The organism is Streptomyces sp. NPDC002588, assembly GCF_040295925.1.
Lineage (GTDB): Bacteria > Actinomycetota > Actinomycetes > Streptomycetales > Streptomycetaceae > Streptomyces.
On sequence record NZ_JBEOWF010000017.1, the window covers coordinates 140,131 to 166,637 of the forward strand.

A 26,507-nucleotide genomic window follows, 5' to 3' on the forward strand; every position below is an offset into this window, starting at 1 on the left:
GGCCCTCTCTCGTGCGCTGTCAGGGCCGGCGGGCCGACGTCACGCGATAGACGTCGTACACGCCCTCCACGCCCCGTACGGCCTTCAGGACGTGCCCCAGGTGTTTCGGGTCGCCCATCTCGAAGGTGAAGCGGGAGGTGGCCACCCGGTCGCGGGAGGTCTGGACGGCCGCGGAGAGGATGTTGACGTGCTGGTCGGACAGGACGCGGGTGACGTCGGACAGCAGCCGGGACCGGTCCAGCGCCTCGACCTGGATGGCGACCAGGAAGACCGAGGACTGGGTGGGCGCCCACTCGACCTCGAGGATGCGCTCCGGCTCGCGGGACAGTGACTCCACGTTGACGCAGTCGCTGCGGTGAACCGATACGCCACTACCGCGCGTGACGAAACCGATGATCGGGTCGCCGGGGACGGGCGTGCAGCAGCGGGCCAGCTTCACCCACACGTCGTCGACGCCCTTGACCACGACACCGGGGTCCTGGTTGCTGCGCCGCTTGCGGCTGCGGCCGTGCGACGGCGGGACCGCCTCGTCCATCTCCTCGGTGGCCGCCTCCTCGCCGCCGAGCGCCTGCACCAGCTTCTGCACGACGTTCTGCGCGGCCACATGGCCCTCGCCGATCGCCGCGTACAGCGAGGAGATGTCCGGGTAGCGCATCTCGTGGGCGAGCGTGACCAGCGAGTCGCCGGTCAGGATGCGCTGGATGGGCAGGTTCTGCTTGCGCATCGCGCGCGCGATGGCGTCCTTGCCCTGCTCGATCGCCTCGTCGCGGCGCTCCTTGGAGAACCACGCCCGGATCTTGTTGCGGGCCCGCGGCGACTTGACGAAGCCCAGCCAGTCGCGGGACGGACCGGCGCCGGCCGCCTTGGAGGTGAAGACCTCCACCAGGTCGCCGTTGTCCAGGGTGGATTCCAGCGGTACGAGCCTGCCGTTGACCCGGGCTCCTATGGTGCGGTGGCCGACCTCGGTGTGGACGGCGTACGCGAAGTCCACGGGCGTGGCACCGGCGGGAAGCGCGATGACATCACCCTTCGGGGTGAAGACGAAGACCTCGTTGCGCGACAGGTCGAAGCGCAGGGACTCCAGGAACTCGCTGGGGTCCTCGGTCTCCTTCTGCCAGTCGAGCAGCTGGCGCAGCCACGCCATGTCGTTGAGGTGGTCGTCCTTGCCCTTGCCCGCCTTGGGCACGTCGGTACGGACCTTGGAGGCGCCGGCGACTGCCTCCTGCTTGTACTTCCAGTGCGCGGCGATGCCGTACTCGGCGCGGCGGTGCATGTCGAACGTTCGGATCTGGAGTTCGACCGGCTTGCCGTTGGGGCCGATGACCGTGGTGTGCAGCGACTGGTACATGTTGAACTTGGGCATCGCGATGTAGTCCTTGAACCGCCCCGGAACCGGGTTCCAGCGGGCGTGGACGGTGCCCAGGGCCGCGTAGCAGTCGCGGACGGTGTCCACCAGGACGCGGATGCCCACCAGGTCGTAGATCTCCGCGAAGTCCCGGCCGCGGACGATCATCTTCTGGTAGACGCTGTAGTAGTGCTTCGGGCGGCCGGTGACGGTCGCCTTGATGCGGGCGGCCCGCAGGTCGGACTGGACCTCGTCGGTCACTATGGCCAGGTACTCGTCACGCTTCGGTGCCCTTTCGGCCACCAGCCGTACGATCTCGTCGTACATCTTGGGGTAGAGGATCGCGAAGGCGAGGTCCTCCAGTTCCCACTTGATGGTGTTCATGCCGAGGCGGTGAGCGAGCGGCGCGTAGATCTCGAGGGTCTCGCGGGCCTTCTTCTCCTGCTTCTCGCGCTTGAGGTAACGCATGGTGCGCATGTTGTGCAGGCGGTCGGCGAGCTTGATGACCAGGACGCGCGGGTCCTTGGCCATGGCGACGACCATCTTGCGCACGGTCTCGGCCTGCGCGGCCTCGCCGAACTTGACCTTGTCCAGCTTGGTGACGCCGTCGACGAGCAGGGCGACCACGTCGCCGAAGTCGCGGCGCAGGTCGTCGAGGCCGTACTCGGTGTCCTCGACGGTGTCGTGGAGCAGACCCGCCATGAGGGTGGCCGGATCCATGCCGAGTTCGGCGAGGATCGTGGTCACCGCGAGCGGGTGGGTGATGTACGGGTCGCCGCTCTTGCGCTTCTGGCCGCGGTGCCAGCGCTCGGCGACCTGGTAGGCCTTCTCGATCTGGCGCAGCGTCGCCGTCTCGGTCTTGGGGTCGTTGCTGCGCACTATCCGCAGCAGCGGCTCCAGGACCGGGTTGTAGGGGTTCGCGCGCTGGACACCGAGGCGGGCGAGGCGGGCACGGACACGGTTGGAGGAGCCGGAGCGGGCGGGCTGCTGGGCCGCCCCGGCCGGGCGCTCGGGCGGGGCCGGCTTGGGGCGGGCCTGCTCGGCCGGCTTGTCGCCGGGCGCGGAGCGGTCGTGCTCGACCGGCCCGCGGGCGTCGGCATGCGCGGACGTGGCCGCGGGCGCCGATGCGGACTCGGGCTTGGCGGCGGTCAGGTGCTGGGCCTCGTCTGGCAAGAGGGCTCCTCGTGCGCGATCCGGGTCCCCCGGTCAGGCTCCGGAGCACCCATCGTAGCGATCCCGGGCTCGGGGATCGCCTTCAGGCCGATGTGAGGGCTGTCTACCGGAGAAACACAAGGGGCGGGCGCCGGATTCCTCCGGGCCCGCCCTCTTGGCGTACGACGGTTTTCGGACCGTCCGCTCAGACGGTCAGCAGCGCCTCCAGCGGGGCCCCGCCGAGCGCCGCCTCCAGGCGGGGGCGGCCGTCGAGGAACGCGAGCTCCATCAGGACGGCGACTCCCGCGACCTCGGCGCCCGCGCGGTGGATCAGCCGGATCGCCGCCTCGGCGGTGCCGCCGGTGGCGAGCACGTCGTCGACGATCAGGATCCGGTCCTCCGCGCTGAGGTCCTCGGCGTGCACCTCGATCTCCGCCGAGCCGTACTCCAGGTCGTAGGCCTGGGCGAGGGTGGCTCCGGGGAGCTTGCCCGCCTTGCGGACCGGGATGAAGCCCAGGCCGGCCCGGACGGCGACCGGAGCGCCCAGGATGAAGCCCCGGGCCTCCAGGCCGACGAGCTTGGTGGCGCCGGTGCGCCCGGCGATCTCGGCGAACGCGTCGGTGAGTGCGGTGAACGCCGCGGGGTCCGCCAGGAGCGGGGTGATGTCCTTGAACATCACGCCCGGCTCCGGGTAGTCGGCGACCTCGCGGATGCGGCTGAGCAGGAGCTCCTTGACGTCGGTCATCGACGCTTCCCGGAGGGACGGCGACGGGTGCTGCGCGGTCCGACGACGGCCGCGGCGGCGTCCTCGGGGTCACCGGGGTCACCGGGGTGCGAACGGACCTCGGCGAGTTCCTCCTCGGCGGCGGCCTGCGCCCGCTTGGCCAGGACGCGCTTCTTCAGGGCCTTGACCTGCGGCTCGCGCTCCTTGAGGTCGGCGACGAGCGGCGTGGCGATGAAGATCGAGGAGTAGGCACCGGCGGCGAGGCCGACGAACAGCGACAGCGAGATGTCGTTGAGTGTGCCCGCGCCGAGCACGCCGCCGCCGATGAACAGCAGGCCCGCCACCGGCAGCAGGGCGACGACCGTGGTGTTGATCGACCGCACCAGGGTGCCGTTGATCGAGCGGTTGGCGATCTCGCTGTAGGTGAAGCGGGTCTGCTTGGTGAGGTCCTTCGTCTGCTCCTTCAGGGAGTCGAAGACGACGACCGTGTCGTACAGCGAGTAACCGAGGATGGTCAGCAGACCGATCACCGTACCGGGCGTGACCTCGAAGCCGACGAGGGCGTAGATGCCGACCGTGATGGTGATGTCGTGGATCAGGGCGACCAGTGCCGCGATGGCCATGCGCCACTCGAACGCGATCGCCAGGTAGATCACGACCAGCACCATGAAGATCGCCAGGCCCTGCCAGGCCTTGTTGGCGATCTGGTCGCCCCAGCTGGGACCGACCAGGTCGGCGGCGATCGTCTCCGGGTCGACCTTGAAGTCCTTGGCGAGCTCGGTCTTGATCTCGTCGGACTGCTCGGTGTCCATGCCGGCGATCTGGATGCGCAGCGTGTCGTTGCCGAGCTTCTGCACCACCGCCTGGTGGCCGGAGGCGCTCTCCGCGTAGTCCTCGGCCTGGGAGACGGAGACACTCGTCTTCTCGGTGGTGAAGACCGCGCCGCCCTGGAAGTCGATGCCCATGTTCAGGCCGCGCACCGCCAGGCCGACGATGGCGGTGATGGTGATCAGGATCGAGATGCCGTACCAGATCTTGCGGTGACCGATGAAGTCGTAGCTGATCTCGCCACGGTGCAGTCGGGCGCCGAGGTTACCGAGTTTCGACATCTCACGCCTCCTTCGGGTCGACAGGGCCGGCGGCAATGTTGGAGGGACGACGGGTGCGCCTGAGCGGCGGCTGGGCGCCCAGGCTCTTGGGGTCGAGTCCGGACCACTTGTGGCCGTTCGCGAAGAACTTGCGCCGGGCCAGCAGCGTCATCAGCGGCTTGGTGAAGAAGAAGACCACGACGACGTCGAGGACCGTGGTCAGACCCAGCGTGAACGCGAAGCCCTGGACCTTGCCGACCGTGACGATGAACAGCACCGCGGCGGCGAGGAACGACACGAAGTCGGAGACCAGGATGGTACGCCGGGCGCGCGGCCAGGCCCGCTCGACGGCGGGACGCAGGGTGCGGCCCTCGCGGATCTCGTCCCGGATGCGTTCGAAGAACACGATGAACGAGTCCGCCGTGATACCGATGGCGACGATGGCGCCGCAGACGGCGGGCAGGTTCAGCGCGAAGCCGATGGCCGGACCGAGCAGCGACATGATCACGTAGGTGAGGGCCGCGGAGACCAGCAGCGAGGCGATCGCGATCATCGACAGGCCGCGGTAGTAGGCCACCAGGTAGATCACGACCAGGGCGAGGCCGATGGCGCCGGCCAGCAGACCCGCGTGCAGCTGGTCACCGCCGAGCGCGGCGGTCACGGTGGTCACGCTCTGCTCCTTGAAGGAGAGCGGGAGCGCGCCGTACGACAGCATGTTGGCGAGGTTCTGGGCCTCCTCCTGGGTGAAGCTGCCGGAGATCTGCGCGTTGCCGCCGGTGATGGAGGAGCTCACGTACGGGCTGGAGACGACCTCGCCGTCGAGGACGATGCCGAACTCGTTCTGCGGCTGGGAGTTCTGCGCGAGCTGGGCCGTGATGTCGGCGAACTTCTTGGCGCCCTTGTTGGTGAAGGTCATGGTGACCTGCCAGCCGGCGGCGGTCTGCGTGTCGTAGACGGCCTGGGCCTTGTCGACCTCGGTGCCGTCGACGGCGGCCGGGCCGAGCACGTACTTGTACCAGACGCCGTCGATCTCGCCGCAGGCGACGGTCGGGTCGGTGGGCTTGACGCCCTCGCCGGCGGTGGCGCGCTGGGCCTTCTTGGAGCAGTCCAGGGCGGTGTACTTGGCCTGGAGGGCCGCGGTGGCGGGGTCGGTGCTCGCGGTGGCCGACGGGCTGGCGGAGGCCTGGGCGCTGCTGCTCGAGGACGACGACGGCGACGACGAGGGCGACGAGGTGGAGTCCGCCTTCAGCGCGTCGGTGACGGGACGGCCCTGCGAGGTGGCGGTGGCCGACGGGGACGACGAGGAGGAAGCCTTCTCACCGGTGCCGGAGGCGGTGGCCGTGGGGCTCGGCGAGGCGCTGGAGGAGCCGCTCGTGGTCGCGCTCGGCGAGGTGGTGGCGGCGGCCGAGCCGCTGGCCTCCTGGGCCAGGACCGGACGGAAGTACAGCTTGGCGGTGGTGCCGACCTGGTCCCGGGCTTCCTTGGAGTTGGTGCCCTTGGGGATGTTCACGATGATGTTGCGGTCGCCCTGGGTCTGCACCTCCGCCTCGGAGACGCCCAGCCCGTTGACACGGCGGTTCATGATGTCGACCGCGGTGTCCATGTTGGCCTTGTTGATCGCGGACCCTTGGTCGGCCTTCGCCTCCAGCGTGATGCTGGTGCCGCCGGCCAGGTCGATGCCGAGACGCGGGGTGGTGTGACCGGCGGCGAACATGCCTCCGGTGAGCCCCACGATGGCGATCAGGATCAGGGCCAGCGAGCGCCCTGGCTTGCTCTGGGCATTCGCGCTCCGGCCCTTCTTAGGTGCTGCCACCTTCTTGTACTCCCTCTCGGGCCGCCTCGCGCCGGGTCAGCGCGGGGGCGGCCATGACATTGGTCGGGATCCCCTGCGAGATGCGTACGCCCCGGAGCGCACGGGTGTGACCCATGTGCCCCGGGGGCGTGACTACTTCTTCGCGTCGGAATCGCCGTCGGTCTTCTCCGGCTCCTCGTCGGCCTCGGCCTGCTGGGCCTCGGGCTCGGCGGCCTTCTCCCCTGCCTGAGCGGGTTCGTCCTTCTTGCCGAGGTCGACGGACTTCTCGTCGGAGGCGGCGGCAGCTTCGTCGGCGGTCTCGTCGGCGTCGGCGGAGTCGGTGAGGGAGGAGGCGTCGTCCGGGACGACGTCGGAGTCGGACTTCAGGTCGTGCTCGATGCCGTGGACGATGCGGTTGTACTCGTCGTCGGTCAGGACGGCACCGATCGCGTTCTTCGCGAAGAGCAGTTCCACGCCCGGCCCGGCGTCGAGGAGGACCGTGTCTTCACTGACCTCCTTGACCGTCGCGTACATGCCCCCGATGGTGCGGACGCCACTGCCGGGCTGCATCTGGCTCCGCATGTCGGTGGCCTGCTGCTGCTTCTTCTTGGCCGACCTGGTCATCAGGAACATGGCCCCGATGAGCACGATGAGCGGCAGGAGGGTCAAAGGACTCACGGGTCGGAACTTCCTTCAAGCGACCGCGATGGCTGAGCGGCCTGATGGATGGGGGTTGTTGTGTGCTGCCGACAAGGGCGGCATCGGCGGAGTCTAAGCGAGTCTCCGCGCAGGGAACAACGCTCAGCATGGCACCTGGGTTCCTGGCCCCGCCATTGCCCCCGCCGATGGGGCTCTCAGGTGCCGAACAGGTCCTGTTGTCCGTTTCCGGCAGAAGCGGTGCGCGGCGGGGTGAGACCGAGGTGCGCCCAGGCGGCCGGGGTGGCGACCCGGCCGCGCGGGGTGCGGGCGAGGAGTCCCTCCCGCACCAGGAACGGTTCGGCGACCTCCTCCACGGTCTCACGCTCCTCCCCCACCGCGACGGCGAGCGTGGACAGGCCGACCGGGCCGCCGCCGAACAGCTTCAGCAGTGCCTGGAGGACCGCCCGGTCGAGGCGGTCGAGGCCACGGGCGTCCACCTCGTACACCTTCAGCGCGGCCGCGGCGATCTCGCGGGTGACGATCCCGTCGGCCTTGACCTGCGCGTAGTCGCGGACGCGGCGCAGCAGACGGTTGGCGATACGGGGGGTGCCGCGGGAGCGGCCGGCGATCTCGGCGGCGCCGTCGGTGTCGATCTCGACGTCGAGGAGGTGCGCGGAGCGGTGGACGACGCGCTGGAGCTCCGGGGGCTCGTAGAACTCCATGTGGGCGGTGAAGCCGAAGCGGTCGCGCAGCGGGGGCGGCAGCAGGCCCGCGCGCGTGGTGGCGCCGACCAGGGTGAAGGGCGGCAGCTCCAGGGGGATCGCGGTGGCGCCGGGGCCCTTGCCGACGATCACGTCGACCCGGTAGTCCTCCATCGCCATGTAGAGCATCTCCTCGGCGGGCCGCGACATGCGGTGGATCTCGTCGAGGAAGAGGACCTCGCCCTCCTGGAGGGAGGAGAGGATCGCGGCGAGGTCGCCGGCGTGCTGGATCGCGGGGCCGGAGGTGATCCGGATGGGGGCGCCCATCTCGGCCGCGATGATCATCGAGAGGGTGGTCTTGCCGAGGCCGGGGGCGCCGGAGAGCAGCACGTGGTCGGCGGTCGCCCCGCGCGCGCGAGCGGCCCGCAGCACGAGGTCGAGCTGCTCACGGACCTTCTCCTGACCGATGAACTCGCCGAGGTCCTTGGGGCGCAGGGCGGCCTCGACGGCCTGGTCCTCACGGTCGGCGACAGAGCCCACCAGCCGCTCGGAGGCGGCGTCGGTGCCGGTCGTGTCGTCCCAGTTCATGTGGTGTGCCTCAAAGGTGGTGGGTGGGTCAGCGGGCGCGGTTCAGGGTCTGGAGGGCGGCCTTGAGGAGCTGCCCGACCTGCGGGGTGCCCTCCGCGGCCTCCGCCTGGGGGGTCACCGCGGCCACGGCCTCGTCGGCCTCGCGGGTGGCGTACCCGAGGCCGATCAGAGCGCCGTGCAGCTGGTCGCGCCAGCCCTGGGTGACCGGGGCGCCGATCGCGGGGGCGCCGATGGGCTCGCCGAGCCGGTCCTTCAGTTCCAGCAGCAGCTTCTGGGCGCCCTTCCGGCCGATGCCGGGCACGGCGATCAGCGCTTTCTCGTCACCGGTCGACACGGCCCGGCGCAGTGCGTCGGGCGCGTGCACGGCGAGCATCGCCTGTGCGAGGCGCGGGCCGACCCCGCTCGCGGTCTGGAGCAGCTCGAAGACCTGCCGCTCGTCGTCGTCGACGAAGCCGTAGAGGGTGAGGGAGTCCTCGCGGACGACCAGGGAGGTCGCCAGCTTGGTCTGCTGGCCCATCCGCAGTCCCGAGAGGGTGTTCGGCGTGCACTGGACGGCGATGCCGATGCCGCCCACCTCGACCACCGCGGAGTCGGGGGCGAGAGCGGCAACCGGTCCGCTGACGAAGGCGATCATGCCGTACGGCCTTTCGGTGCTTTGGCTGTGTGCAGGGCGACGGCCTGCTGGAGTCGGTTCTGCGCGGGGGCCCGCCAGATGTGGCAGATGGCGAGGGCGAGGGCGTCGGCGGCGTCGGCCGGCTTGGGGGGTGCGTCCAGTCGCAGGAGCCGGGTGACCATCGCGCCGACCTGGGCCTTGTCCGCGCGGCCGCTGCCCGTGACGGCGGCCTTGACCTCGCTGGGGGTGTGCAGTGCGACGGGGATGCCGCGGCGGGCGGCGCAGAGCATGGCGACGGCGCTGGCCTGGGCGGTGCCCATGACGGTCCGGACGTTGTGCTGGCTGAACACCCGCTCCACGGCGACGTATTCGGGCCGGTGTTCGTCGAGCCAGCGCTCGATGCCCTGTTCGATCGCGACGAGGCGCAGGGCCGGCTCCGCGTCCACGGGCGTGCGGACGACCCCGACGCCGATCATGGTGAGCGGCCGGCCCGCGACGCCCTCGACCACGCCGACGCCGCATCGCGTCAGTCCGGGGTCCACCCCGAGTACCCGCACGCGCCCCCCTTTGCGGCCAAAGCGCCGCCGCTCTCGCGGAGGTGGCTCAGCGCCGTCGTGGTTCCTCAATCGATGGTTGTCGTCCGTGGATGGTGATCCGAGGACGACGCCAGGCTAACCGCTGCCACCGACAACGGCGGCGGGCCGGTGGGACGTGTCCCACCGGCCCGCCGACTCCGCTCAGCCCGCGGCGGCGTTACGCGTCGACCTTCTCCATGACCTCGTCGCTCACGTCGAAGTTGGCGAAGACGTTCTGCACGTCGTCGCTGTCCTCGAGTGCGTCGATCAGCTTGAAGATCTTCTTCGCGCCCTCCTCGTCCAGCTCGACCTGCATGGTCGGGACGAAGTTGGCCTCGGCGGAGTCGTAGTCGATGCCGGAGTCCTGCAGTGCGCTGCGGACCGCGACCAGGTCGGTGGCCTCGCTGAGCACCTCGAAGGACTCGCCCAGGTCGTTGACCTCCTCGGCACCCGCGTCCAGGACGGCGCCCAGGACGTCGTCCTCGGTCAGCTCGCCCTTGGGGACGATCACGACGCCCTTGCGGTTGAACAGGTACGACACCGAGCCCGGGTCGGCCATGGAGCCGCCGTTGCGGGTCATGGCGACGCGGACGTCGGAGGCGGCGCGGTTGCGGTTGTCGGTGAGGCACTCGATCAGCACCGCGACGCCGTTCGGGCCGTAGCCCTCGTACATGATCGTCTCGTAGTCGGCGCCGCCGGCCTCGAGACCACCGCCGCGCTTGATCGCGGAGTCGATGTTCTTGTTCGGCACCGACTGCTTCTTGGCCTTCTGGACGGCGTCGTAGAGCGTCGGGTTGCCCTCGAGATCGACGCCGCCCATCCGCGCCGCGACCTCGATGTTCTTGATCAGCTTCGCGAAGAGCTTGCCGCGCTTGGCGTCGATCACGGCCTTCTTGTGCTTCGTCGTAGCCCATTTAGAGTGGCCGGACATCTGCCTGTCTCCTTCGCGTAACCCGTCTCGTCCGAACGCCCCCGGACTTTGAGGTCTCGAGGGACCCCCAGATCCTACAAGGACTCCGCCGCCCGGTTGGCGCGCACCATGTCGACGAACAGGGCGTGCACCCGGTGGTCACCGGTCAGTTCGGGGTGGAACGACGTGGCGAGGGCGTTGCCCTGGCGGACCGCGACGATGTGGCCCTCGTGTTCGGCGAGCACCTCGGTCCGGGCACCGACGGACTCCACCCAGGGGGCGCGGATGAACACGCCCTCCACAGGATCGCCCTCGACGCCCTTGACGTCCACCGCCGCCTCGAAGGACTCGTTCTGCCGTCCGAAGGCGTTGCGGCGCACGATCATGTCGATGCCGCCGACGGTCTCCTGGCCCGAGCGCGGGTCCAGGATCTTGTCGGCGAGCATGATCAGACCGGCGCAGGTGCCGTATACCGGCATGCCGCCGCGCACGCGCGCGCGGAGGGGCTCCATCACGTCGAACAGGATGGCCAGCTTGGAGATGGTGGTGGACTCTCCGCCGGGGATGACGAGACCGTCCACCTCGGCGAGTTCCTCGGGGCGCCGCACCGGCCTGGCCACGGCGTCGGCCGCGGCCAGGGCGACAAGGTGCTCCCGTACGTCGCCCTGGAGGGCCAGGACGCCTATGACAGGAGTGCTCATGAGTGACTACCAGCCGCGGTTGGCGTAGCGCTCGGTCTCGGGGAGGGTGTCGCAGTTGATGCCGACCATGGCCTCGCCGAGGTTGCGGGACGCGTCCGCGATGATCTTCGGGTCGTCGTAGAAGGTGGTGGCCTTGACGATGGCGGCGGCGCGCTTGGCCGGGTCGCCGGACTTGAAGATGCCGGAGCCGACGAAGACGCCCTCGGCGCCGAGCTGGCGCATCAGCGCGGCGTCGGCCGGGGTGGCGACGCCACCGGCGGAGAACAGCACGACCGGCAGCTTGCCCAGCTCGGCGACCTCCTTGACCAGCTCATACGGGGCGCGCAGCTCCTTGGCCGCGGCGTACAGCTCGTGGTTGTCGTAGCCGCGCAGACGGGCGATCTCGTTCTTGATCTGGCGCAGGTGGCGGACGGCCTCGACGACGTTGCCGGTGCCGGCCTCGCCCTTGGAGCGGATCATCGCGGCGCCCTCGGCGATCCGGCGAAGGGCCTCGCCCAGGTTGGTGGCGCCACAGACGAAGGGGGTGGTGAAGGCCCACTTGTCGGAGTGGTTGACCTCGTCGGCCGGGGTGAGCACCTCGGACTCGTCGATGTAGTCGACGCCGAGCGACTGGAGGACCTGGGCCTCGACGAAGTGGCCGATGCGGGACTTGGCCATGACCGGGATCGAGACGGCCTCGATGATGCCCTCGATCATGTCGGGGTCGGACATCCGGGCCACGCCGCCGTCCTTGCGGATGTCGGCGGGGACGCGCTCGAGGGCCATGACGGCGACGGCGCCCGCGTCCTCGGCGATCTTCGCCTGCTCCGGCGTGACGACGTCCATGATCACGCCGCCCTTGAGCTGCTCGGCCATACCGCGCTTCACGCGCGCGGTGCCGGTCTCGGGAGCCTGGTTCTCGATGATGGACACGGGTGACCTCACTGGAGTGGAAGAGGGTTTCTGCAACCACAGAGGAAACGCGAGGGGACCAGTCCACAGCAAGGGCCAATGAGAAGCCGGTGGATCATTTTCCGTTCCGGGGCCCGTCGGGGAGCCCTCAGGACGCCCGGTCCACCAGCGCGGCCGGGGGCTCGTCGTCCATCTCGAAGGCCATCGGGAACGGTGCGTGGCCCGCGAGACGGAACCAGCGGACCTTGCGGTGCTGGCGCAGCCGGCGGGCCGCGCCGACGGCGTCGTTGTGGAAGCGCCGGGCCATCGGGACGCGCCGGACGGCCTCCGACAGCTCGTGCGCCGCGGCCTCTCCGCCGGGCGCCTCGCGTACGACCTCCACCTGCTGGGCGTCCGCGAAGACGGCCCGCAGCGCCTGGCTCAGATCGCTCTCGGCGACCTCCCGCTGCTCCTCCTCCGCCTGCCGGGCGGCGTGCGCGGCCTCGTACAGCACGATCGAGGCGGCCGGATCCAGCACCTTGGAGGTGGCGAGCTCCTGGGCCACGGACGCCCGGCGCAGCAGCTGGGCGTCCAGCGCGGCGCGGGCGGCGTCGATCCGGGCGTGCAGCCGGTCGAGGCGTCCCGCCGTCCAGCTCAGGTACAGGCCGATCGCGACGAGGACGACGAGGGCCCAGATGAGGGTTGCGGTCACGGGCAGCAAGGCTAGCGGGACCTCCTACCGCACGAGGCGGCCGGTCAGTCCCTCGCGAGCCCGAACCGCGCGCGCAGGCCCGGCGACCCCCGGTCGTCGTCGGCCGCGGCCACCGCCGCCGCGCCGGCCGTCACCGTCTCGTACACCGACAGGATGTCCGCGCCGACGGTCGACCAGTCGAAGCGCCGCACGTGGGCGCTGCCCCGCTCGCGCAGCTCGGCCCGGCGCGCGGGGTCGGCCAGCAGCCGTACCGCGGCCTCGGCCAGCGCGTCCGCGTCCTCGTTGGCGAAGAGTTCGCCCGCCGCGCCCTGATCGAGTACCTGGGCGAAGGCGTCCAGGTCGGAGGCGAGGACCGGGGCGCCCGCCGACATGGCCTCGACGAGGATGATGCCGAAGCTCTCGCCTCCGGTGTTGGGCGCCACGTACAGGTCGACGCTGCGCAGGAAGCGGGCCTTGTCCTCGTCGCTGACCATGCCGAGGAACTCCACTCGGGTGCGCAGCTCGGCGGGAAGGTCCTCCACGGCCTCCTCCGCGTCTCCGCGCCCCGCCACCAGCAGCCGGGCGTCCGGGCGCTCGGCGAAGATCCTGGGCAGCGCCTTCATCAGGACGGGCAGGCCCTTGCGGGGTTCGTCGATCCGGCCGACGAAGCCGAGCGTCCCGCCCTGCCACTCCGGTCTGGGCTCGGCCCGTGCGAAGAAGTCGACGTCGACGCCGTTGGGGATGACGACCGCGTCCCCGCCGAGGTGTTCGACGAGGGTACGGCGGGCGTACTCGCTGACCGCGATCCGCGCGCTGATCTTCTCCAGGGCGGCCTGGAGGATCGAGTACGCGGCGATCATGGCGCGCGAGCGGGGGTTGGAGGTGTGGAAGGTGGCCACGATCGGCCCCTGCGCCGCCCAGCACGTCAGCAGGCCCAGCGAGGGCGAGGTCGGCTCGTGGATGTGCACGACGTCGAACTCGCCGTCGTGCAGCCAGCGGCGCACGCGCGCGGCGCTCAGGAAACCGAAGTTCAGCCGGGCCACCGAGCCGTTGTACGGCACCGGGACCGCGCGGCCGGCCGAGACGACGTACGGCGGCAGCGGGGTGTCGTCGTCCGCCGGGGCGAGGACGGACACCTCGTGGCCGAGCCGGATGAAGTACTCGGCGAGGTCGCGGATGTGGAACTGGACGCCGCCCGGCACGTCCCAGGAGTAGGGGCAGACGATGCCGATCCTCACGCGGTCCCCCCGTGACCGGAGCGCGCGGGATCCAGGTCCGCGCGCCACAACCGCTGCAGCATGTGCCAGTCCTCCGGATGGTCGGCGATGCCCGAGGCGAAGGCATCTGCCAGGGCCTGTGTCATGAGTGACGTCGTTTCGGCCCGGGTACCTGACTCGGGTACCTCGATCGGGGGATGGACACGGCCCTGCATGACGGGTGAGTCGTCGTACCAGAGCGTGACGGGGAGCAGGAGGGCACCGGTCTGCTGGGCGAGCAGGGCCGGGCCGGCGGGCATCGTCGCGGTGTCGCCGAAGAACGTCACGGGGACGCCCGAGGCGGACAGGTCGCGCTCGGCGACCAGGCAGACCAGGCCTCCGTCGCGCAGCCGCCGGGCCAGGGTGCCGAAGGCGGTGCCCCCGCTGTGCGGCAGCACCTCCATGCCGAGGCCCTCGCGGTAGGCGACGAAGCGGTCGTACAGCGTCTCGGGCTTGAGGCGTTCGGCGACCGTGGTGAACGGGGTGCGCAGTTCGGTGGTGACCCAGGCTCCCGCGAGGTCCCAGTTGGCCATGTGGGGCAGCGCGAGGACGACGCCCCGGCCGGAGGCGATGCCGTCGGTCAGGTGGTGGAGGCCCTTGGGGTCGAAGCCGGTCCTGATGCGCTCCTCGCTCCAGGCGGGCAGCCGGAACGACTCCATCCAGTACCTCAGGTACGACCGCATCCCCAGCCGTGAGAGCTCGGCGAGCCGCCCGGGTCCGGCGTCGGGCACCACGCGCGCGTAGTTGCCCTCCAGCCGCAGGACGCCCTTGCCGCGCCGCTTCCAGGCGAGGTCGGCGACGGTCTGCCCCAGCCTGACGGCGGCGGGCTCCGGGAGCTTCTTCACGGTGCTCCAGCCGAGGCCGTACAGCGCGTCGGTCAGGCGCTCCTGGGGGCTCACTTCGCCGCCTCGCTCCCCTGCTCCTGCTGGGCCGCGGCCTCCTCCGCCTCGGCGGACTCCCGGCGGACCGTGACCACCCGCTGGATCAGGGTGACCAGGCTGCCGACGGCGACGACCCACAGGGCGACGGGCAGCAGGTACTGGATGCCCGGCACACCGAACTTGTGCAGACCGGCGAGGCCGGCCGCGACCAGCGAGATCACCAGCCGCTCGGCGCGCTCGACGAGCCCGTTGACGGCGACCGGCAGGCCGATCGACTCACCGCGGGCCTTGGTGTACGACACCACCTGGCCGCTGGCCAGGCAGAAGATCGAGACGGCGCACAGGACGTTGTCGTTGCCGCTGCCCGCGTACCAGAGGGCGAAGCCGCCGAAGACCGCGCTGTCGGCCACCCGGTCGAGCGTGGAGTCCAGGAAGGCGCCCCAGCGGCTGGAGCGGCCCAGCTGGCGGGCCATGTTGCCGTCGACGAGGTCGGAGAACACGAACAGCGTGATGACGACCGTGCCCCAGAAGAACTCGCCCCGGGGGTAGAAGACCAGCGCGCCCGCGACCACACCGGCGGTCCCGATCAACGTGACCGTGTCCGGGCTGACCCCCCGCCGGATGAGAAACGCGGCGAACGGCGTGAGGACACGCGTGAAGAATGCACGCGCGTACTTGTTCAGCATGGCCTTCCCGAGGGTCGGTGTGGCCGCGCGGCCCCTGCTGGCCACCGGCTGGCCCATCGTAGCCACGCGCGCGTGTGTGCGACGGACGGGCACCCGCAGCCCGTGTCACAGCACGACGGCATACCGGTCACGGCCCGATCGCGGCCCTCCGGCACCGGCTTCGCGTCCTTCGTATGGACGGGCGGTGACGGGAGTGGAAAGCTCGAAGGACCGCGGGCGTCGCCGGAGCCGCCATCGCACGCGGGGCCGTCGTGCCCGCGCCCCCAATGACCTCACCGTGCACGGGAGGCAAGGAAAATGGGCGACAAGGCGAACACACACCTCGGAGCCGCCGGCAGGGCTATGGCGGCCGACCATCCCACGTCCGTACGGAATGTGGTGCTGGTCGGCCACTCCGGTTCGGGCAAGACGACATTGGTGGAGGCTCTCGCGCTGACGGCGGGAGCGGTGAACCGGGCGGGCCGCGTGGAGGACGGCGGCACCGTCTCCGACTACGACGAGATCGAGCACCGGCAGCAGCGTTCCGTACAGCTCTCCCTGGTGCCGGTCGAATGGGACGGCATCAAGGTCAATCTTCTGGACACCCCCGGATACGCCGACTTCGTCGGGGAGCTGAGGGCCGGTCTGCGAGCGGCGGACGCGGCCCTCTTCGTCGTCTCGGCCTCGGACGGCGTGGACGGCTCGACCCGCATGGTGTGGGAGGAGTGCGCGGCTGTGGGCATGCCGCGCGCGATCGTCGTCACGCACCTGGAGGCCGCCCGCGCGGACTTCGAGGAGATGACCCGGGTGTGCGCCCAGGCCTTCGGCGGCGACGACCCCGACGCCGTCCTCCCGCTGTATCTGCCGCTGCACGGCCCGCAGGCGCCGGACGGGCACGCGCCCGTGACCGGGCTGACCGGGCTGCTGTCCCGGAAGCTGTTCGACTACTCCTCCGGCGAACGGCTGGAGTCCGAGCCGGGCGAGGACCTGCTGCCGGGACTCGAGGAGTCCCGCAACCGGCTGATCGAGGGGATCATCGCCGAGAGCGAGGACGAGACCCTCATGGACCGCTACCTCGGCGGCGAGCAGGTCGACGTCAAGACGCTGATCGAGGACCTGGAGCGGGCCGTCGCGCGCGGCACCTTCTTCCCCGTCCTGGCGGCCGCCCCCGCGGCCGAAGGCGCCCGGCAGGGCATCGGCACGGTCGAGGTGCTGGAGCTGATCACCCGGGGCTTCCCGACGCCCCTGGAACGCGAGGCGCCACTGGTGACCACGGTCGACGGCAGGCCGCGCGAGCTGAAGCCGTGCGACCCCGACGGCCCGCTGGTGGCGGAGGTCGTGAAGACCTCCTCCGACCCCTATGTGGGCCGTGTCTCGCTGGTCCGCGTCTTCTCCGGCACCCTGCGCCCCGACGAGACCGTCCATGTCTCGGGGCACGGCCTGGCCGACGGCGGTCACGAGGGCCGCGCCCTCCACGAAGCCGACGAACGCGTCGGCGCCCTTTCCGCACCCTTCGGCAAGCAGCAGCGGGGGCTGACGCACGCCATCGCCGGCGACCTCGCGTGCGTGGCGAAACTCGGCCGCGCGGAGACCGGCGACACGCTCTCGGCCAAGGACGACCCGCTCCTCATGGAGCCCTGGCAGATGCCCGACCCGCTGCTGCCGCTGGCCATCGAGGCGCACAGCAAGCCCGACGAGGACAAGCTCTCGCAGGGCCTCGCCCGGCTGGTCGCCGAGGACCCGACGATGCGCCTGGAGCAGAACCAGCACACCCACCAGGTGGTTCTGTGGTGCCTGGGCGAGGCCCACGCGGACGTGGCCCTGGAGCGGCTGCGTGCCCGCTACGGCGTCCAGGTCGACGTGGTACCGCACAAGGTCTCCCTGCGGGAGACGTTCGCCGACAAATCGGCCGGGCGCGGGCGGCATGTGAAGCAGTCCGGGGGGCACGGGCAGTACGCCATCTGCGAGATCGAGGTGGAGCCGTTGCCGGGCGGCTCGGGCATCGAGTTCGTGGACAAGGTGGTCGGCGGGGCGGTGCCGCGGCAGTTCATCCCGTCCGTCGAGAAGGGCGTACGGGCGCAGGCCGCCAAGGGGGTCGCGACCGGCTACCCGCTGGTCGACGTGCGGATCACGCTGCTCGACGGCAAGGCGCACTCGGTGGACTCCTCGGACGCCGCGTTCCAGACGGCGGGCGCGCTCGCGCTGCGGGAGGCCGCGGCCGACGCGCGGATCCATCTCCTGGAGCCGGTGGCCGAGGTGAGCGTGCTGGTCGGCGACGACTACGTGGGCTCCGTGATGAGCGATCTGTCGGGGCGGCGCGGCCGGGTGCTGGGCACCGAGCAGACCAGCGGCGGGCGCACGCTCGTACGGGCCGAGGTGCCCGAGATCGAGATCGGCCGGTACGCGGGCGACCTGCGGTCGCTCTCGCACGGCACGGCGCGCTTCCACCGCGGGTACGCCCGGCACGAACCGATGCCGCCGCAGGTGGCCGAGCGGGTCCGTCAACAGGCCGCGGCCGGATAGGGGTTGAGGCCCCAGCGCACTGAAGCGTACTCAAGTGACGGATGGGGAAGGCGATCATCCGGTTCGGCGGGCGGCTTCGGCCGTCCGCCACCGGATGTCGGTGGCTGGAGATACGCTGATGACCTGATCAACAGGTGTGCGGGGCACGGAAGTCGGGAAGGCCGCAGGAGCGAGACCGGCGGCGAGTGGGGGCGGGAATGACCATGGAGGACTTCTTCGGGCCACAGGTGCCGCGGGCGGGCGGCTCGGGGGGTGCCCCGACGTTCGCGCTGGCTTCGGCCGCCTACCGGGACACCCCGATGGAGGAGATCAAGAAGGCCGACAACGAATGGCACCAGTCGGCGGTCAAGGACGGCCGGAAATGGGCGAAGATCTTCCGCCCCAACTTCGGTGAGGCGTACTCGCAGGCGGTGATCGACCGCATGCTGGGCGTCGGCCGCGCGCCGCTCATCCAGTCCTTCGGCAGCGAACCGCAGGTGGTCGTCGAGCACTGCCTGGCGGCCAACCGCATGCGCCGGGAGCGCGACACGAAGCTGACCGGCATCATGCTGCTGTGCGGGGTGCTCTTCCTGCCCGGCCTGCTGGTCTGGCTGCTCGTCTTCCAACTCCGGGCCACCATGGGCAGGACGGACAACAAGCGGATCTCCGGGCTCGGCACCGGTCTGCTGGTCGCCGTCGCCGCCCTCGCCGTGATCTTCCTGGTCAGGATGCCGTTCAGCGGTGTCGCCGGGTGGTACGCGCGCGGGTGCATCGTGGCGCCCGTGGCCGGCTGGTTCCTGGCCAAACGGGTCTGCGAGCGCACCGCGAACGACCTGCGCGCCGTCTGGGACGGTCTGCTGTCCGGCGGCAGCATCGGCGCCAAGGTCCCCGAGGCGGTGCCGACCAGCCCCGACCAGGCCGCGGCCGAGCAGCTGCGCCAGTCCCTGGCCCGGCTCAGCGCCGAGCAGCAGTCCAACTCCGTCTTCTACGCCGGCCCCAAGGGCATACTCGGCATGGGCACCCGCTTTGCCTCCTGGCACCTGGCGGAGGAGCTGTCCCCGGTCGACCCCGTCAAAGGCGTCCACGAGTTCCGCAGCTGGACCGTGGTCCGCGCGATCCACGACGAGCTGAGCGTGCTGCACCGGCAGAGCCTGAAGACCGGAGGCTTCCCTGAGCCCCAGGTGCGGCACTGGATCGTCACGCATGTGGGCGAGGGCGCCAAGGAAGTGTCCAGGCCCGAGGGAACCGACGTCGAGGCCTACCAGGTCAAGCCGAGGGCCGTCGAGGACATCTGCAACAACCAGCAGTTCGACAGCGGCGACCGCCACTACCTGGGCGTGCAGTGGCCGCACCTGTGGAACGGCAATCTGATCCTGACCCTGATGATCACCGTGACGGTGCTGAAGGAGACCCTGCGCATCGAGGTCACCGGGCACGCCCTGGGCCCGGTCAACGGCCTGTTCAGCGGCAAGCCCGCGGCCCCCACCAAGGAGGTCGCCAAGACCGTCCGGTTCTGGGAGACCCGGACGGTCAAACTGCCGCTGGTCACCGCCGACGAGGTGGTCCGGCTCGCCGCGCGGGCCACGATCAGCTGGTACCCGCCGGTGCTGAAGTGGCTCGGCGGCTCCATAGGCCTCCCCGAGCCCTTCGGCCTGCGGCACGCGTGGGCCGACCAGCCCTGGAAGCACCGCTTCATGGCCGACGACGCCCTGCGCGCGGCCACGCCGGTGCTGCGCGCCGTGCACCGGGCCACTCTCAGGGTCCTCAAGGAGCACGACGTGGACACCGAGAAGTTCAGCAGCCGTGCGTCGGCGCTCAGCGGGGCGGTGCAGGAGGTCTCCCCGAAGAAGGCCGACACGTACGACGCGTAGGCCTCCGGCGGTTGGGCCGCTGTTCGTGCGGGTTGCCGTCCCTGGGGGCTGCCGCCCCCGGGCCCCCGCCTCGGCCCCGAACAGGCCTCGTCCTCAAACGCCGGACGGGCCGGGTGGTGCGGGCGGGCGGGGGGCTGAAAGACGCTAGGCCGTCGGCCAGGCCTCGGCCAGCATCTTCCTCGTGTCGGCCAGCAGCTGGGGCAGCACGCGCGTGTGGCCGACCACGGGCATGAAGTTCGTGTCCCCGCCCCAGCGGGGCACGATGTGCTGGTGGAGGTGGGCGGCGATACCCGCGCCCGCCACGCCGCCCTGGTTCATGCCGATGTTGAAGCCGTGCGCGCCCGACGCGCTGCGCAGGGCCGTCATCGCCTGCTTGGTCAGCTCGGCCAGCTCGACGGTCTCCGGGCCGGTCAGATCGGTGTAGTCGGCGACATGCCGGTAGGGCACGGTCATCAGGTGGCCGCCGTTGTACGGGTAGAGGTTGAGCACCGCGTACACGTGCTCGCCGCGCCTGACGATCAGCCCGTCCTCGTCGGACTTCGCCGGAATCGAGCAGAACGGGCAGCCGTCGTCGGCCCCGGGGCCGGTCGGCTTGTTCTCACCCTGGATGTAGGCCATCCGGTGGGGGGTCCACAGGCGCTGGAACGCGTCCTGCGTCCCCACTCCGATCTGCTGCTCCGGCTCACTCGTCATGCAAGGCAGCATATGGCTTCGCCCGTTCGCGGCGTGTCGCCGGGGTTCCGGCAAAACCCCCTCGGGCCAAGCTGGGCCGATGGACGAAGTCAGCCGTCAGCTCCGCTGGGAGCGGCGCACCGAGCTCCCCCTCGCGTTCGCCTCGCTGGTGTTCCTCGCCATGTACGCCGTCCTGGTCCTCGCCCAGGACCTGCCGACCGTCTGGCGGGACCTGTGCACGGCGATGCTGGCGGCGGCGTGGGTGCTGTTCGCCGCCGACTACGGGGTGCGCTGGCGGCTCAGCGGACAGCGGCTGCGCTTCGTCCGCACGCACAAGCTGGACAGCGTGGTCGTGCTGCTGCCGCTGCTGCGCCCGCTGCGGGTCGTCAAGGTGTACGAGGCCGTACAGCGCCGGCGCGGACAGCCCCGGCTGTCGCTGTACGCGCGCGTGATCACGTACGCGGGGATGACGACCGTGCTCCTCGGCTTCGCGTGCGCACTGGCCGTCTACGACCGGGAACGCGGGGCGCCGGGCACCGACATGCACACCTTCGGAGACGCGCTGTGGTGGGCAGCCTCGACGCTCACCACGGTCGGCTACGGCGACGTCGTCCCGGTCACGACCGGGGGCCGGGTGATCGCGGTCGGTCTCATGGGGTGCGGGCTGGCGCTGCTCGGCGCGGTCACGGGGTCGTTCTCGTCGTGGCTGGTCCAGGTGTTCTCACGGGAGGACGACGAAAGGCCCTCGGGAGGCTGAGCTTCCCGAGGGCCCGACGCGGAACCGGTGGATCAGATCTGCGCGCGTTCCTCGACGACCTTCGCGATCTTCGCGATGGCCTCGTCGAACGGGATGCCGTTCTCCTGCGAGCCGTCGCGGTAGCGGAAGGACACCGAGCCGTTCGACATGTCCTCGTCGCCCGCGATGACCATGAAGGGCACCTTCTGCTTCTGGGCGTTGCGGATCTTCTTCTGCATACGGTCGGAGGACGAGTCCACCTCGACCCGCAGCCCCTGCTTCTTCGCGGCCGCGGCGAACTTCTCCAGGTACTCCACGTGTCCGTCGCCGATCGGGATGCCGATCGCCTGGACCGGCGCCAGCCACGCCGGGAAGGCGCCCGCGTAGTGCTCCAGGAGCACCGCGAAGAACCGCTCGATCGAGCCGAAGAGGGCACGGTGGATCATCACCGGGCGCTGCTTGGCCCCGTCCGGGCCGGTGTACTCGAGGTCGAAGCGCTCGGGCAGGTTGAAGTCGAGCTGGATGGTCGACATCTGCCAGGTGCGGCCGATGGCGTCCTTGGTCTGGACGGAGATCTTCGGCCCGTAGAAGGCGGCGCCGCCCGGGTCGGGCACGAGCGGGAGACCCTGCTTCTCGGCGACCTGGCGGAGCGTCTCGGTCGCCTCCTCCCAGACCTCGTCGGAGCCGACGAACTTCTCCGGGTCCTTGGTGGACAGCTCGAGGTAGAAGTCCTCGAGACCGTAGTCGCGCAGCAGGCCGAGGACGAAGGTGAGCGTCTTGTCGAGCTCCTCCGACATCTGCTCACGGGTGCAGTAGATGTGCGCGTCGTCCTGTGTGAAGCCGCGCGCACGCGTGAGGCCGTGCACGACACCCGACTTCTCGTACCGGTACACGGTCCCGAACTCGAAGAGCCGCAGCGGCAGTTCGCGGTAGGAGCGGCCGCGCGCGTCGAAGATCAGGTTGTGCATCGGGCAGTTCATGGGCTTGAGGTAGTAGTCCACGCCCTCGTCGAGCTGCATGGGCGGGTACATGCCGTCGGCGTACCAGTCGAGGTGGCCCGAGGTCTCGAAGAGCTTCCCCTTCGTCGCGTGCGGGGTGTAGACGAACTCGTAGCCCTCCTCCTCGTGGCGGCGGCGCGAGTAGTCCTCCATCACGCGGCGGACGATGCCGCCCTTGGGGTGGAAGACGGCGAGACCGGAGCCGATCTGCTCGGGGATGGAGAACAGGTCGAGCTCGGCGCCCAGCTTGCGGTGGTCGCGCTTCTCCGCCTCGGCGAGGAAGTCGAGGTAGCCCTTCAGCTCGTCCTTGGACGGCCAGGCGGTGCCGTAGATGCGCTGCAGCATGGGGTTCTTCTCGCTGCCGCGCCAGTAGGCGGCCGCGTTGCGCATCAGCTTGAACGCCGGGATGAGGCGGGTGGAGGGCAGGTGGGGACCGCGGCAGAGGTCCTTCCAGCACAGCTCGCCGGTCCTGGCGTCCAGGTTGTCGTAGATCGTCAGCTCGCCGGCCCCGACCTCGACGTCCGCGCCGTCGTCGCTGGAGGCCGAGCCCTTGAGGCCGATCAGCTCCAGCTTGTACGGCTCGTCGGCGAGCTCGGCGCGGGCGGCCTCGTCGGTGACGACACGGCGGGCGAAGCGCTGACCGCGCTTCTGGATCTCCTGCATCTTCTTCTCGATGGCCTTGAGATCCTCGGGCGTGAACGGCTTCTCGACGTCGAAGTCGTAGTAGAAGCCGTCCTTGACCGGCGGGCCGATGCCCAGCTTGGCCTCGGGGAAGATCTCCTGCACGGCCTGGGCCATCACGTGCGCGGTGGAGTGGCGCAGGATGTTCAGGCCGTCCTCGGAGGAGATCTCGACGCCCTGGACCTCCTGGCCGTCCGAGAGCACGTACGACAGGTCCCGAAGCTCGCCGCCCACGCGCGCGGCGATGATCGAGCGCTCGCCCGCGAAGAGGTCGGCGGCCGTGGTGCCCGTCGTCACCGTGCGCTCTTCCCGCTCGGAATCGCGTTGGATGATCACACGGACGTCTGACACCGGTCTCTCCTGACTGCAGGTGGGTGCGGCGCCATACCGGGAGCGCGCGCAATAGGGGATCGTACCGACCCGCACCCGCCGACCGCGAAATCAGTACCCGTCGCACCCCCGCGACAGCCTCGGCCCGTGTCAGTCCCCTTCGTCCTCCCCGCCGCAGGCCTCCTCGAAGAAGTCGAGGTTCTCCTGCAGCGACTTCATCAGCCGGTCCCGCTCGGCGTCGTCGACCTGCACGGGTACGACGCCGAAGGCGCCGGTGAGCCGGCGGAAGCCGCCCCTGCTCTCCAGCCGGCCCTGCACCCGCACCGGCAGCCCGACCAGGTGGGCCTGTCCGGCGATGCGGTAGTCCTCCTCGTCGAGGGTGAGCCGGACCTGCTGGATCTCGGCGCCGGCCAGCACCCGCAGCCGTACGCTGCCCTCGCCGCGCGGTCCCGACCTGCGCAGCCGGACCACGGTGCCGGTGATCCGCACGGGGACGGCGGGTTCCTCCCGCAGGTAGCGGGCGCCGGCCTCGCGCAGCACGGGCAGGTCGCCCGGCGAGAACTCGACGGGCTCGGCCACGGCGGCGCAGTCCTCGGGCACGCCGGCCGCGGGCGCCCATTCCACGGCGATCCGGGCGCCCTCGGTGCCGCGGACCAGGGTGATCAGCGCGTCGGTGAGCTCGCGGCTGGCGCCGGCCTCCACGGCGCCGTCGAAGGCGTCCATGCCGCCGGTGGCCCGCTGGTAGTCGATGGCCTCACGGACGGCGTAGAGGGCCTGGTGGAGGCGGACGGCGAGCGGGCGGCCCGGGTCGGCCGGCACGAAGGCGGTGAGCCGGCGGCCGTCGGCGGCGGCGCCGACGAGGACCTGGTCGAGCAGCGCGGCGGCGGCGCGGCGGTGGCGGGCGCCGTAGTAGCCGGCACGCGCACGGGTGGCGAGGGCTCCGGCCAGGAGCATCTGACGGGCGGCGCCGCGCAGCTGCTCCTCGACCGTCCACGGCGAGGCCCCGGCCGGTCCGTCTGGGGTGTCCCGCCACCAGTGGATCTCGTCGCTGGGCACGGCGAGGCCGAGCAGGACCTCCCGCGCGGAGGGTGTGCCGCTGCGGGCCAGGGCCTGGAGCGCCTCGCCGAGCAGGTCGTCGCTGTCGGGGAAGGCCCGGCTCTCGGGCACGAGGAGGCTCGTGCCGTGGCCGCCGGGCCCGGGTGGGGTCCAGCGGCCGTAGCGTCCGACGGCGCCGCCGCGCCGCTGCCAGCCGTGCCGGCGCAGCAGGGCGCCGAGGACGGCGGGGTCGACCTCGCCGGGGTCGGGGGCCCGGTCCCAGCAGGGGTCGGGGTGTGGCCGTACGGCCCTGAGGGGCTCGTCGAGGGAGCGGTGGGTCATGGTCTGCCTCCCGTCCCGACCCGCGTCATGATCTCGCACAGCGCCCGGTCGTCGAAGATGCGTGAGGTAGGTATCCGTACGGTGGTCCGGGTCCGCCCGGTGATCGGGTGGCCGGCGAGATTGACCCAGTAGCAGCAGTGCCGCAGGTCGAGGCGGTCGTGGGCGGCGCGCAGCCAGTCGTCCTGGGTTCGCGGTACGAGCATCACGACCAGGATCTTGTGCACCGACACCGGGGACCGGGCGAGTTTGCGCAGGTGGTCGTTGTCGAGCGTGAAGGAGAAGTGCCGGCCCGGTGGGTTGGGCGGTATCTGGTAGGTGGCCTTGAGCTGCACCTTGATGGTGACCTCGTCGTCCACCGTGTGCCCGGGCGCGCTGTGACTGACGTGCCAGTCGATTCCGTTGTCCGGGAACGGCTGGGAGAGCGAGCAGCCGGCCGCCGCCGCGACCGCGTGCAAGTAGCCCACCTGCAGTGTCTCCATGCAGGCGGTGGTGGCGAGTGTGCCGCGCAGGGGGCCCGTGTGTTCGGGCAGCAGCCCGCCCCGTTCGGGCTGCGCTATCGCCATGACCAACAGCCTTCCAAGCAAAGTGAGATGCCCGAGACCGGGCCTGTCGACAACCGGGTGAATCCCGCCTCGGGCCGCTGAACTGCAAAGACCCGCACTCCTGTTGTGTCCTTCCGGCGTAGTGCGCAAACAGCCCGGGTATCACCAAACAGGCAGAAGACGGTGCGTCAGCTGCCGTGGGTGAACGAGGGGTTGTGTAGGTATGACCAACTGGTACGAGGGCCCGCTGGCCGCTTTCGACACGGAGACGACGGGCGTCGACGTGGAGGCCGACCGGATAGTGTCGGCCGCCCTCGTCGTCCAGGACGCTCCGGGAGTACGGCCGCGGATGAGCCGCTGGCTGGTGAACCCGGGCGTGCCGGTGCCCGCCGAGGCGACGGCGGTGCACGGACTGACGGACGAGCATCTGCAGCGCAACGGCCGCTGGCCGTCGCCGGTGATGTTCGAGATAGCCGAGCTGCTCGCCGAACAGGCGGCCGCGGGACGGCCGTTGGTGGTGATGAACGCGCCGTTCGACCTGACGCTGCTCGACCGTGAGCTGCGCAGGCACCGCGCCTCGTCGCTGGGCCACTGGCTGGAGCCGGCACCGCTGCGGGTGCTGGACCCCCGGGTCCTGGACAAGCATCTGGACCGCTACCGCAAGGGGCGCCGCACGCTGACCGACCTGTGCGCCCACTACGGCGTGACGCTGTCCGACGCGCATGACGCGGCGGCGGACGCGCTGGCCGCGCTGGAGGTCGTCCGCGCGGTGGGCAGGCGGTTCGCGGCCCGACTGGAGCGGCTGTCGCCCGCCGAGCTGCACACCCTGCAGACGGGGTGGCACGCGGCTCAGGCGAGGGGACTCCAGGCGTGGTTCGCGCGCAGCGGCAATCCGGAGACGGTGGACACGTCGTGGCCGGTCCGCCCGGAACTGCCGGCGGCGGCATAGGGCGTGGACACGGAAAAGCCGGTCCGCGTGGACTGCGGACCGGCTCTTTCCCGGTGGGCGATACTGGGTTCGAACCAGTGACCTCTTCGGTGTGAACGAAGCGCTCTCCCACTGAGCTAATCGCCCGGGAACGCAGTGAACAATACAGGTCCCCGCACGCTTCCTTCAAACCGCTTGCAGGTACGCGGCCAGGCCGCGCCGCCCGGCCCGCATCATCAGCCGGTGGTTGGCGCGGAACAGCGGGCGCCCCGGTACGGCGAACCGCCTGAGCAGTGGCTTGTCCACATCGACCACCTGCTCGTAGCGGGCCAGGGTGCCGGAGCCGGCGGCGGTGACCGTCCAGCGCGCCCAGCCCTCGATGTCCCCGGCCATCGCGATCTCCAGGATCCCGGCCGCCGGATCGCGCCGCACCTCACGCGCGGTGAACGTGAGGTCGTACGGCAGGAGCGAGCGGATGCGGACCACGCCGGTGATGTCGTCGATGCGGTCGACCTCGCGCACCTGACGCCACCATCGCGGATAGTCCTCGGCGCGCTCGAGGACCGCGTAGACGGCGCCGGGCGGCCCGGGCAGTGCCCAGCGGCTGAGGAAGCGGTAGTGGGTCCAGTCCATGGGCCGAGTGTGCCCGGGCAGGGGCCCTGCGAACGGCATTTGAGTA

24 protein-coding genes and 1 tRNA gene are annotated in these 26,507 nt (G+C 70.8%); 4 read left to right on the forward strand and 21 right to left on the reverse strand.

The window, feature by feature from the left end:
* Positions 1-19 precede the first annotated feature (19 nt).
* The 15 genes from ABT057_RS21190 to pgsA form a co-directional block, all read right to left on the reverse strand.
* A complete protein-coding gene (locus tag ABT057_RS21190; protein ID WP_352344625.1) occupies positions 20-2,518 on the reverse strand; it encodes a RelA/SpoT family protein in 2,499 nt (832 codons plus the stop codon).
* 184 nt (positions 2,519-2,702) lie between these two features.
* Positions 2,703-3,242 (reverse strand): adenine phosphoribosyltransferase, encoded by a 540-nt coding sequence (locus ABT057_RS21195; RefSeq protein WP_352344626.1) that lies wholly within the window; start codon positions 3,240-3,242, stop codon positions 2,703-2,705.
* Entirely contained in the window at positions 3,239-4,330 is a 1,092-nt protein-coding gene (gene secF, locus ABT057_RS21200; RefSeq protein WP_352344627.1) for a protein translocase subunit SecF, read from the reverse strand. The genes ABT057_RS21195 and secF overlap by 4 nt, the downstream gene beginning before the upstream one ends.
* A 1-nt stretch (position 4,331) precedes the next feature.
* Positions 4,332-6,122, reverse strand: a complete 1,791-nt coding sequence (gene secD, locus ABT057_RS21205) for a protein translocase subunit SecD (RefSeq protein ID WP_352344628.1) — start codon at positions 6,120-6,122, stop codon at positions 4,332-4,334.
* Positions 6,123-6,254: 132 nt separating this feature from the next.
* The gene (yajC, locus tag ABT057_RS21210) at positions 6,255-6,779 is read right to left on the reverse strand and encodes a preprotein translocase subunit YajC (protein WP_352344629.1); all 525 of its coding nucleotides are present in this window, start codon (positions 6,777-6,779) and stop codon (positions 6,255-6,257) included.
* Positions 6,780-6,955: 176 nt separating this feature from the next.
* On the reverse strand, positions 6,956-8,029 hold the full coding sequence (ruvB, locus tag ABT057_RS21215) for a Holliday junction branch migration DNA helicase RuvB (protein WP_352344631.1): 1,074 nt from the start codon (positions 8,027-8,029) through the stop codon (positions 6,956-6,958).
* Between the two features lie 28 nt (positions 8,030-8,057).
* Positions 8,058-8,663 (reverse strand): Holliday junction branch migration protein RuvA, encoded by a 606-nt coding sequence (ruvA, locus tag ABT057_RS21220; RefSeq protein WP_352344633.1) that lies wholly within the window; start codon positions 8,661-8,663, stop codon positions 8,058-8,060.
* Positions 8,660-9,199 carry a crossover junction endodeoxyribonuclease RuvC gene (gene ruvC / locus ABT057_RS21225; RefSeq protein WP_352344635.1) on the reverse strand — a complete coding sequence of 180 codons (540 nt, stop codon included), beginning with the start codon at positions 9,197-9,199 and terminating at the stop codon, positions 8,660-8,662. The genes ruvA and ruvC overlap by 4 nt, the downstream gene beginning before the upstream one ends.
* A 196-nt stretch (positions 9,200-9,395) precedes the next feature.
* Positions 9,396-10,148 carry a YebC/PmpR family DNA-binding transcriptional regulator gene (locus ABT057_RS21230; protein WP_352344637.1) on the reverse strand — a complete coding sequence of 251 codons (753 nt, stop codon included), beginning with the start codon at positions 10,146-10,148 and terminating at the stop codon, positions 9,396-9,398.
* 74 nt (positions 10,149-10,222) lie between these two features.
* Complete coding sequence (pdxT, locus tag ABT057_RS21235) at positions 10,223-10,828, reverse strand: pyridoxal 5'-phosphate synthase glutaminase subunit PdxT (RefSeq protein ID WP_352344639.1); 606 nt, start codon at positions 10,826-10,828, stop codon at positions 10,223-10,225.
* A 6-nt stretch (positions 10,829-10,834) separates the two neighbouring features.
* Entirely contained in the window at positions 10,835-11,740 is a 906-nt protein-coding gene (gene pdxS / locus ABT057_RS21240; protein ID WP_352344641.1) for a pyridoxal 5'-phosphate synthase lyase subunit PdxS, read from the reverse strand.
* Positions 11,741-11,867: 127 nt separating this feature from the next.
* Positions 11,868-12,410: a LemA family protein gene (locus ABT057_RS21245; RefSeq protein ID WP_352344642.1), complete on the reverse strand. Its 543-nt coding sequence runs from the start codon at positions 12,408-12,410 to the stop codon at positions 11,868-11,870.
* A gap of 44 nt (positions 12,411-12,454) precedes the next feature.
* The gene (locus ABT057_RS21250) at positions 12,455-13,627 is read right to left on the reverse strand and encodes a glycosyltransferase family 4 protein (RefSeq protein WP_352344644.1); all 1,173 of its coding nucleotides are present in this window, start codon (positions 13,625-13,627) and stop codon (positions 12,455-12,457) included.
* A complete protein-coding gene (locus ABT057_RS21255) occupies positions 13,624-14,544 on the reverse strand; it encodes a phosphatidylinositol mannoside acyltransferase (RefSeq protein WP_352344646.1) in 921 nt (306 codons plus the stop codon). The genes ABT057_RS21250 and ABT057_RS21255 overlap by 4 nt, the downstream gene beginning before the upstream one ends.
* Positions 14,541-15,269 (reverse strand): phosphatidylinositol phosphate synthase, encoded by a 729-nt coding sequence (gene pgsA / locus ABT057_RS21260; RefSeq protein ID WP_352344770.1) that lies wholly within the window; start codon positions 15,267-15,269, stop codon positions 14,541-14,543. The genes ABT057_RS21255 and pgsA overlap by 4 nt, the downstream gene beginning before the upstream one ends.
* Before the next feature lie 240 nt (positions 15,270-15,509).
* Between pgsA and ABT057_RS21265 the strand changes: the two genes are divergently transcribed.
* Both ABT057_RS21265 and ABT057_RS21270 read left to right on the forward strand, forming a co-directional pair.
* Positions 15,510-17,714, forward strand: a complete 2,205-nt coding sequence (locus ABT057_RS21265) for an elongation factor G-like protein EF-G2 (RefSeq protein WP_352344648.1) — start codon at positions 15,510-15,512, stop codon at positions 17,712-17,714.
* A gap of 197 nt (positions 17,715-17,911) precedes the next feature.
* The gene (locus ABT057_RS21270) at positions 17,912-19,564 is read left to right on the forward strand and encodes an AbeC-like domain-containing protein (RefSeq protein ID WP_352344650.1); all 1,653 of its coding nucleotides are present in this window, start codon (positions 17,912-17,914) and stop codon (positions 19,562-19,564) included.
* A 144-nt stretch (positions 19,565-19,708) separates the two neighbouring features.
* On the opposite strand, the gene ABT057_RS21275 is transcribed toward ABT057_RS21270, so the two are convergent.
* Positions 19,709-20,269, reverse strand: coding sequence for an HIT family protein (locus tag ABT057_RS21275; protein ID WP_352344652.1), 561 nt, complete (start codon positions 20,267-20,269; stop codon positions 19,709-19,711).
* Between the two features lie 67 nt (positions 20,270-20,336).
* On the opposite strand from ABT057_RS21275, the gene ABT057_RS21280 reads away from it, so the two are divergent.
* Positions 20,337-20,993, forward strand: coding sequence for a potassium channel family protein (locus ABT057_RS21280; RefSeq protein WP_352344654.1), 657 nt, complete (start codon positions 20,337-20,339; stop codon positions 20,991-20,993).
* 32 nt (positions 20,994-21,025) lie between these two features.
* On the opposite strand, the gene thrS is transcribed toward ABT057_RS21280, so the two are convergent.
* The 3 genes from thrS to ABT057_RS21295 form a co-directional block, all read right to left on the reverse strand.
* Positions 21,026-23,002 carry a threonine--tRNA ligase gene (gene thrS / locus ABT057_RS21285; RefSeq protein WP_352344656.1) on the reverse strand — a complete coding sequence of 659 codons (1,977 nt, stop codon included), beginning with the start codon at positions 23,000-23,002 and terminating at the stop codon, positions 21,026-21,028.
* Between the two features lie 129 nt (positions 23,003-23,131).
* Positions 23,132-24,358 carry a hypothetical protein gene (locus ABT057_RS21290; protein ID WP_352344658.1) on the reverse strand — a complete coding sequence of 409 codons (1,227 nt, stop codon included), beginning with the start codon at positions 24,356-24,358 and terminating at the stop codon, positions 23,132-23,134.
* A complete protein-coding gene (locus tag ABT057_RS21295; RefSeq protein WP_352344660.1) occupies positions 24,355-24,921 on the reverse strand; it encodes a DUF4365 domain-containing protein in 567 nt (188 codons plus the stop codon). The genes ABT057_RS21290 and ABT057_RS21295 overlap by 4 nt, the downstream gene beginning before the upstream one ends.
* Positions 24,922-25,123: 202 nt before the next feature.
* On the opposite strand from ABT057_RS21295, the gene ABT057_RS21300 reads away from it, so the two are divergent.
* Positions 25,124-25,849, forward strand: a complete 726-nt coding sequence (locus tag ABT057_RS21300) for a 3'-5' exonuclease (protein WP_352344662.1) — start codon at positions 25,124-25,126, stop codon at positions 25,847-25,849.
* Positions 25,850-25,903: 54 nt separating this feature from the next.
* Here ABT057_RS21300 and ABT057_RS21305 read toward each other — a convergent pair.
* Positions 25,904-25,975 (reverse strand) — tRNA-Val (locus ABT057_RS21305).
* Between the two features lie 39 nt (positions 25,976-26,014).
* The gene (locus ABT057_RS21310; RefSeq protein WP_352344664.1) at positions 26,015-26,461 is read right to left on the reverse strand and encodes an SRPBCC family protein; all 447 of its coding nucleotides are present in this window, start codon (positions 26,459-26,461) and stop codon (positions 26,015-26,017) included.
* Positions 26,462-26,507: the final 46 nt, after the last annotated feature.

Bases quoted from the DNA above. Each gene is read 5' to 3' on its own strand.
- ABT057_RS21195 (WP_352344626.1), bottom strand. From the start codon at position 3,242: ATGACCGACGTCAAGGAGCTCCTGCTCAGCCGCATCCGCGAGGTCGCC.
- secF (WP_352344627.1), bottom strand. From the start codon at position 4,330: ATGTCGAAACTCGGTAACCTCGGCGCCCGACTGCACCGTGGCGAGATC.
- ruvB (WP_352344631.1), bottom strand. From the start codon at position 8,029: ATGAACTGGGACGACACGACCGGCACCGACGCCGCCTCCGAGCGGCTG.
- ruvA (WP_352344633.1), bottom strand. From the start codon at position 8,663: ATGATCGCCTTCGTCAGCGGACCGGTTGCCGCTCTCGCCCCCGACTCC.
- ABT057_RS21230 (WP_352344637.1), bottom strand. From the start codon at position 10,148: ATGTCCGGCCACTCTAAATGGGCTACGACGAAGCACAAGAAGGCCGTG.
- pdxT (WP_352344639.1), bottom strand. From the start codon at position 10,828: ATGAGCACTCCTGTCATAGGCGTCCTGGCCCTCCAGGGCGACGTACGG.
- pgsA (WP_352344770.1), bottom strand. From the start codon at position 15,269: ATGGGCCAGCCGGTGGCCAGCAGGGGCCGCGCGGCCACACCGACCCTC.
- ABT057_RS21265 (WP_352344648.1), top strand. From the start codon at position 15,510: ATGGGCGACAAGGCGAACACACACCTCGGAGCCGCCGGCAGGGCTATG.
- ABT057_RS21270 (WP_352344650.1), top strand. From the start codon at position 17,912: ATGACCATGGAGGACTTCTTCGGGCCACAGGTGCCGCGGGCGGGCGGC.
- ABT057_RS21275 (WP_352344652.1), bottom strand. From the start codon at position 20,269: ATGCTGCCTTGCATGACGAGTGAGCCGGAGCAGCAGATCGGAGTGGGG.
- ABT057_RS21280 (WP_352344654.1), top strand. From the start codon at position 20,337: ATGGACGAAGTCAGCCGTCAGCTCCGCTGGGAGCGGCGCACCGAGCTC.
- ABT057_RS21290 (WP_352344658.1), bottom strand. From the start codon at position 24,358: ATGACCCACCGCTCCCTCGACGAGCCCCTCAGGGCCGTACGGCCACAC.
- ABT057_RS21295 (WP_352344660.1), bottom strand. From the start codon at position 24,921: ATGGCGATAGCGCAGCCCGAACGGGGCGGGCTGCTGCCCGAACACACG.
- ABT057_RS21300 (WP_352344662.1), top strand. From the start codon at position 25,124: ATGACCAACTGGTACGAGGGCCCGCTGGCCGCTTTCGACACGGAGACG.
- ABT057_RS21310 (WP_352344664.1), bottom strand. From the start codon at position 26,461: ATGGACTGGACCCACTACCGCTTCCTCAGCCGCTGGGCACTGCCCGGG.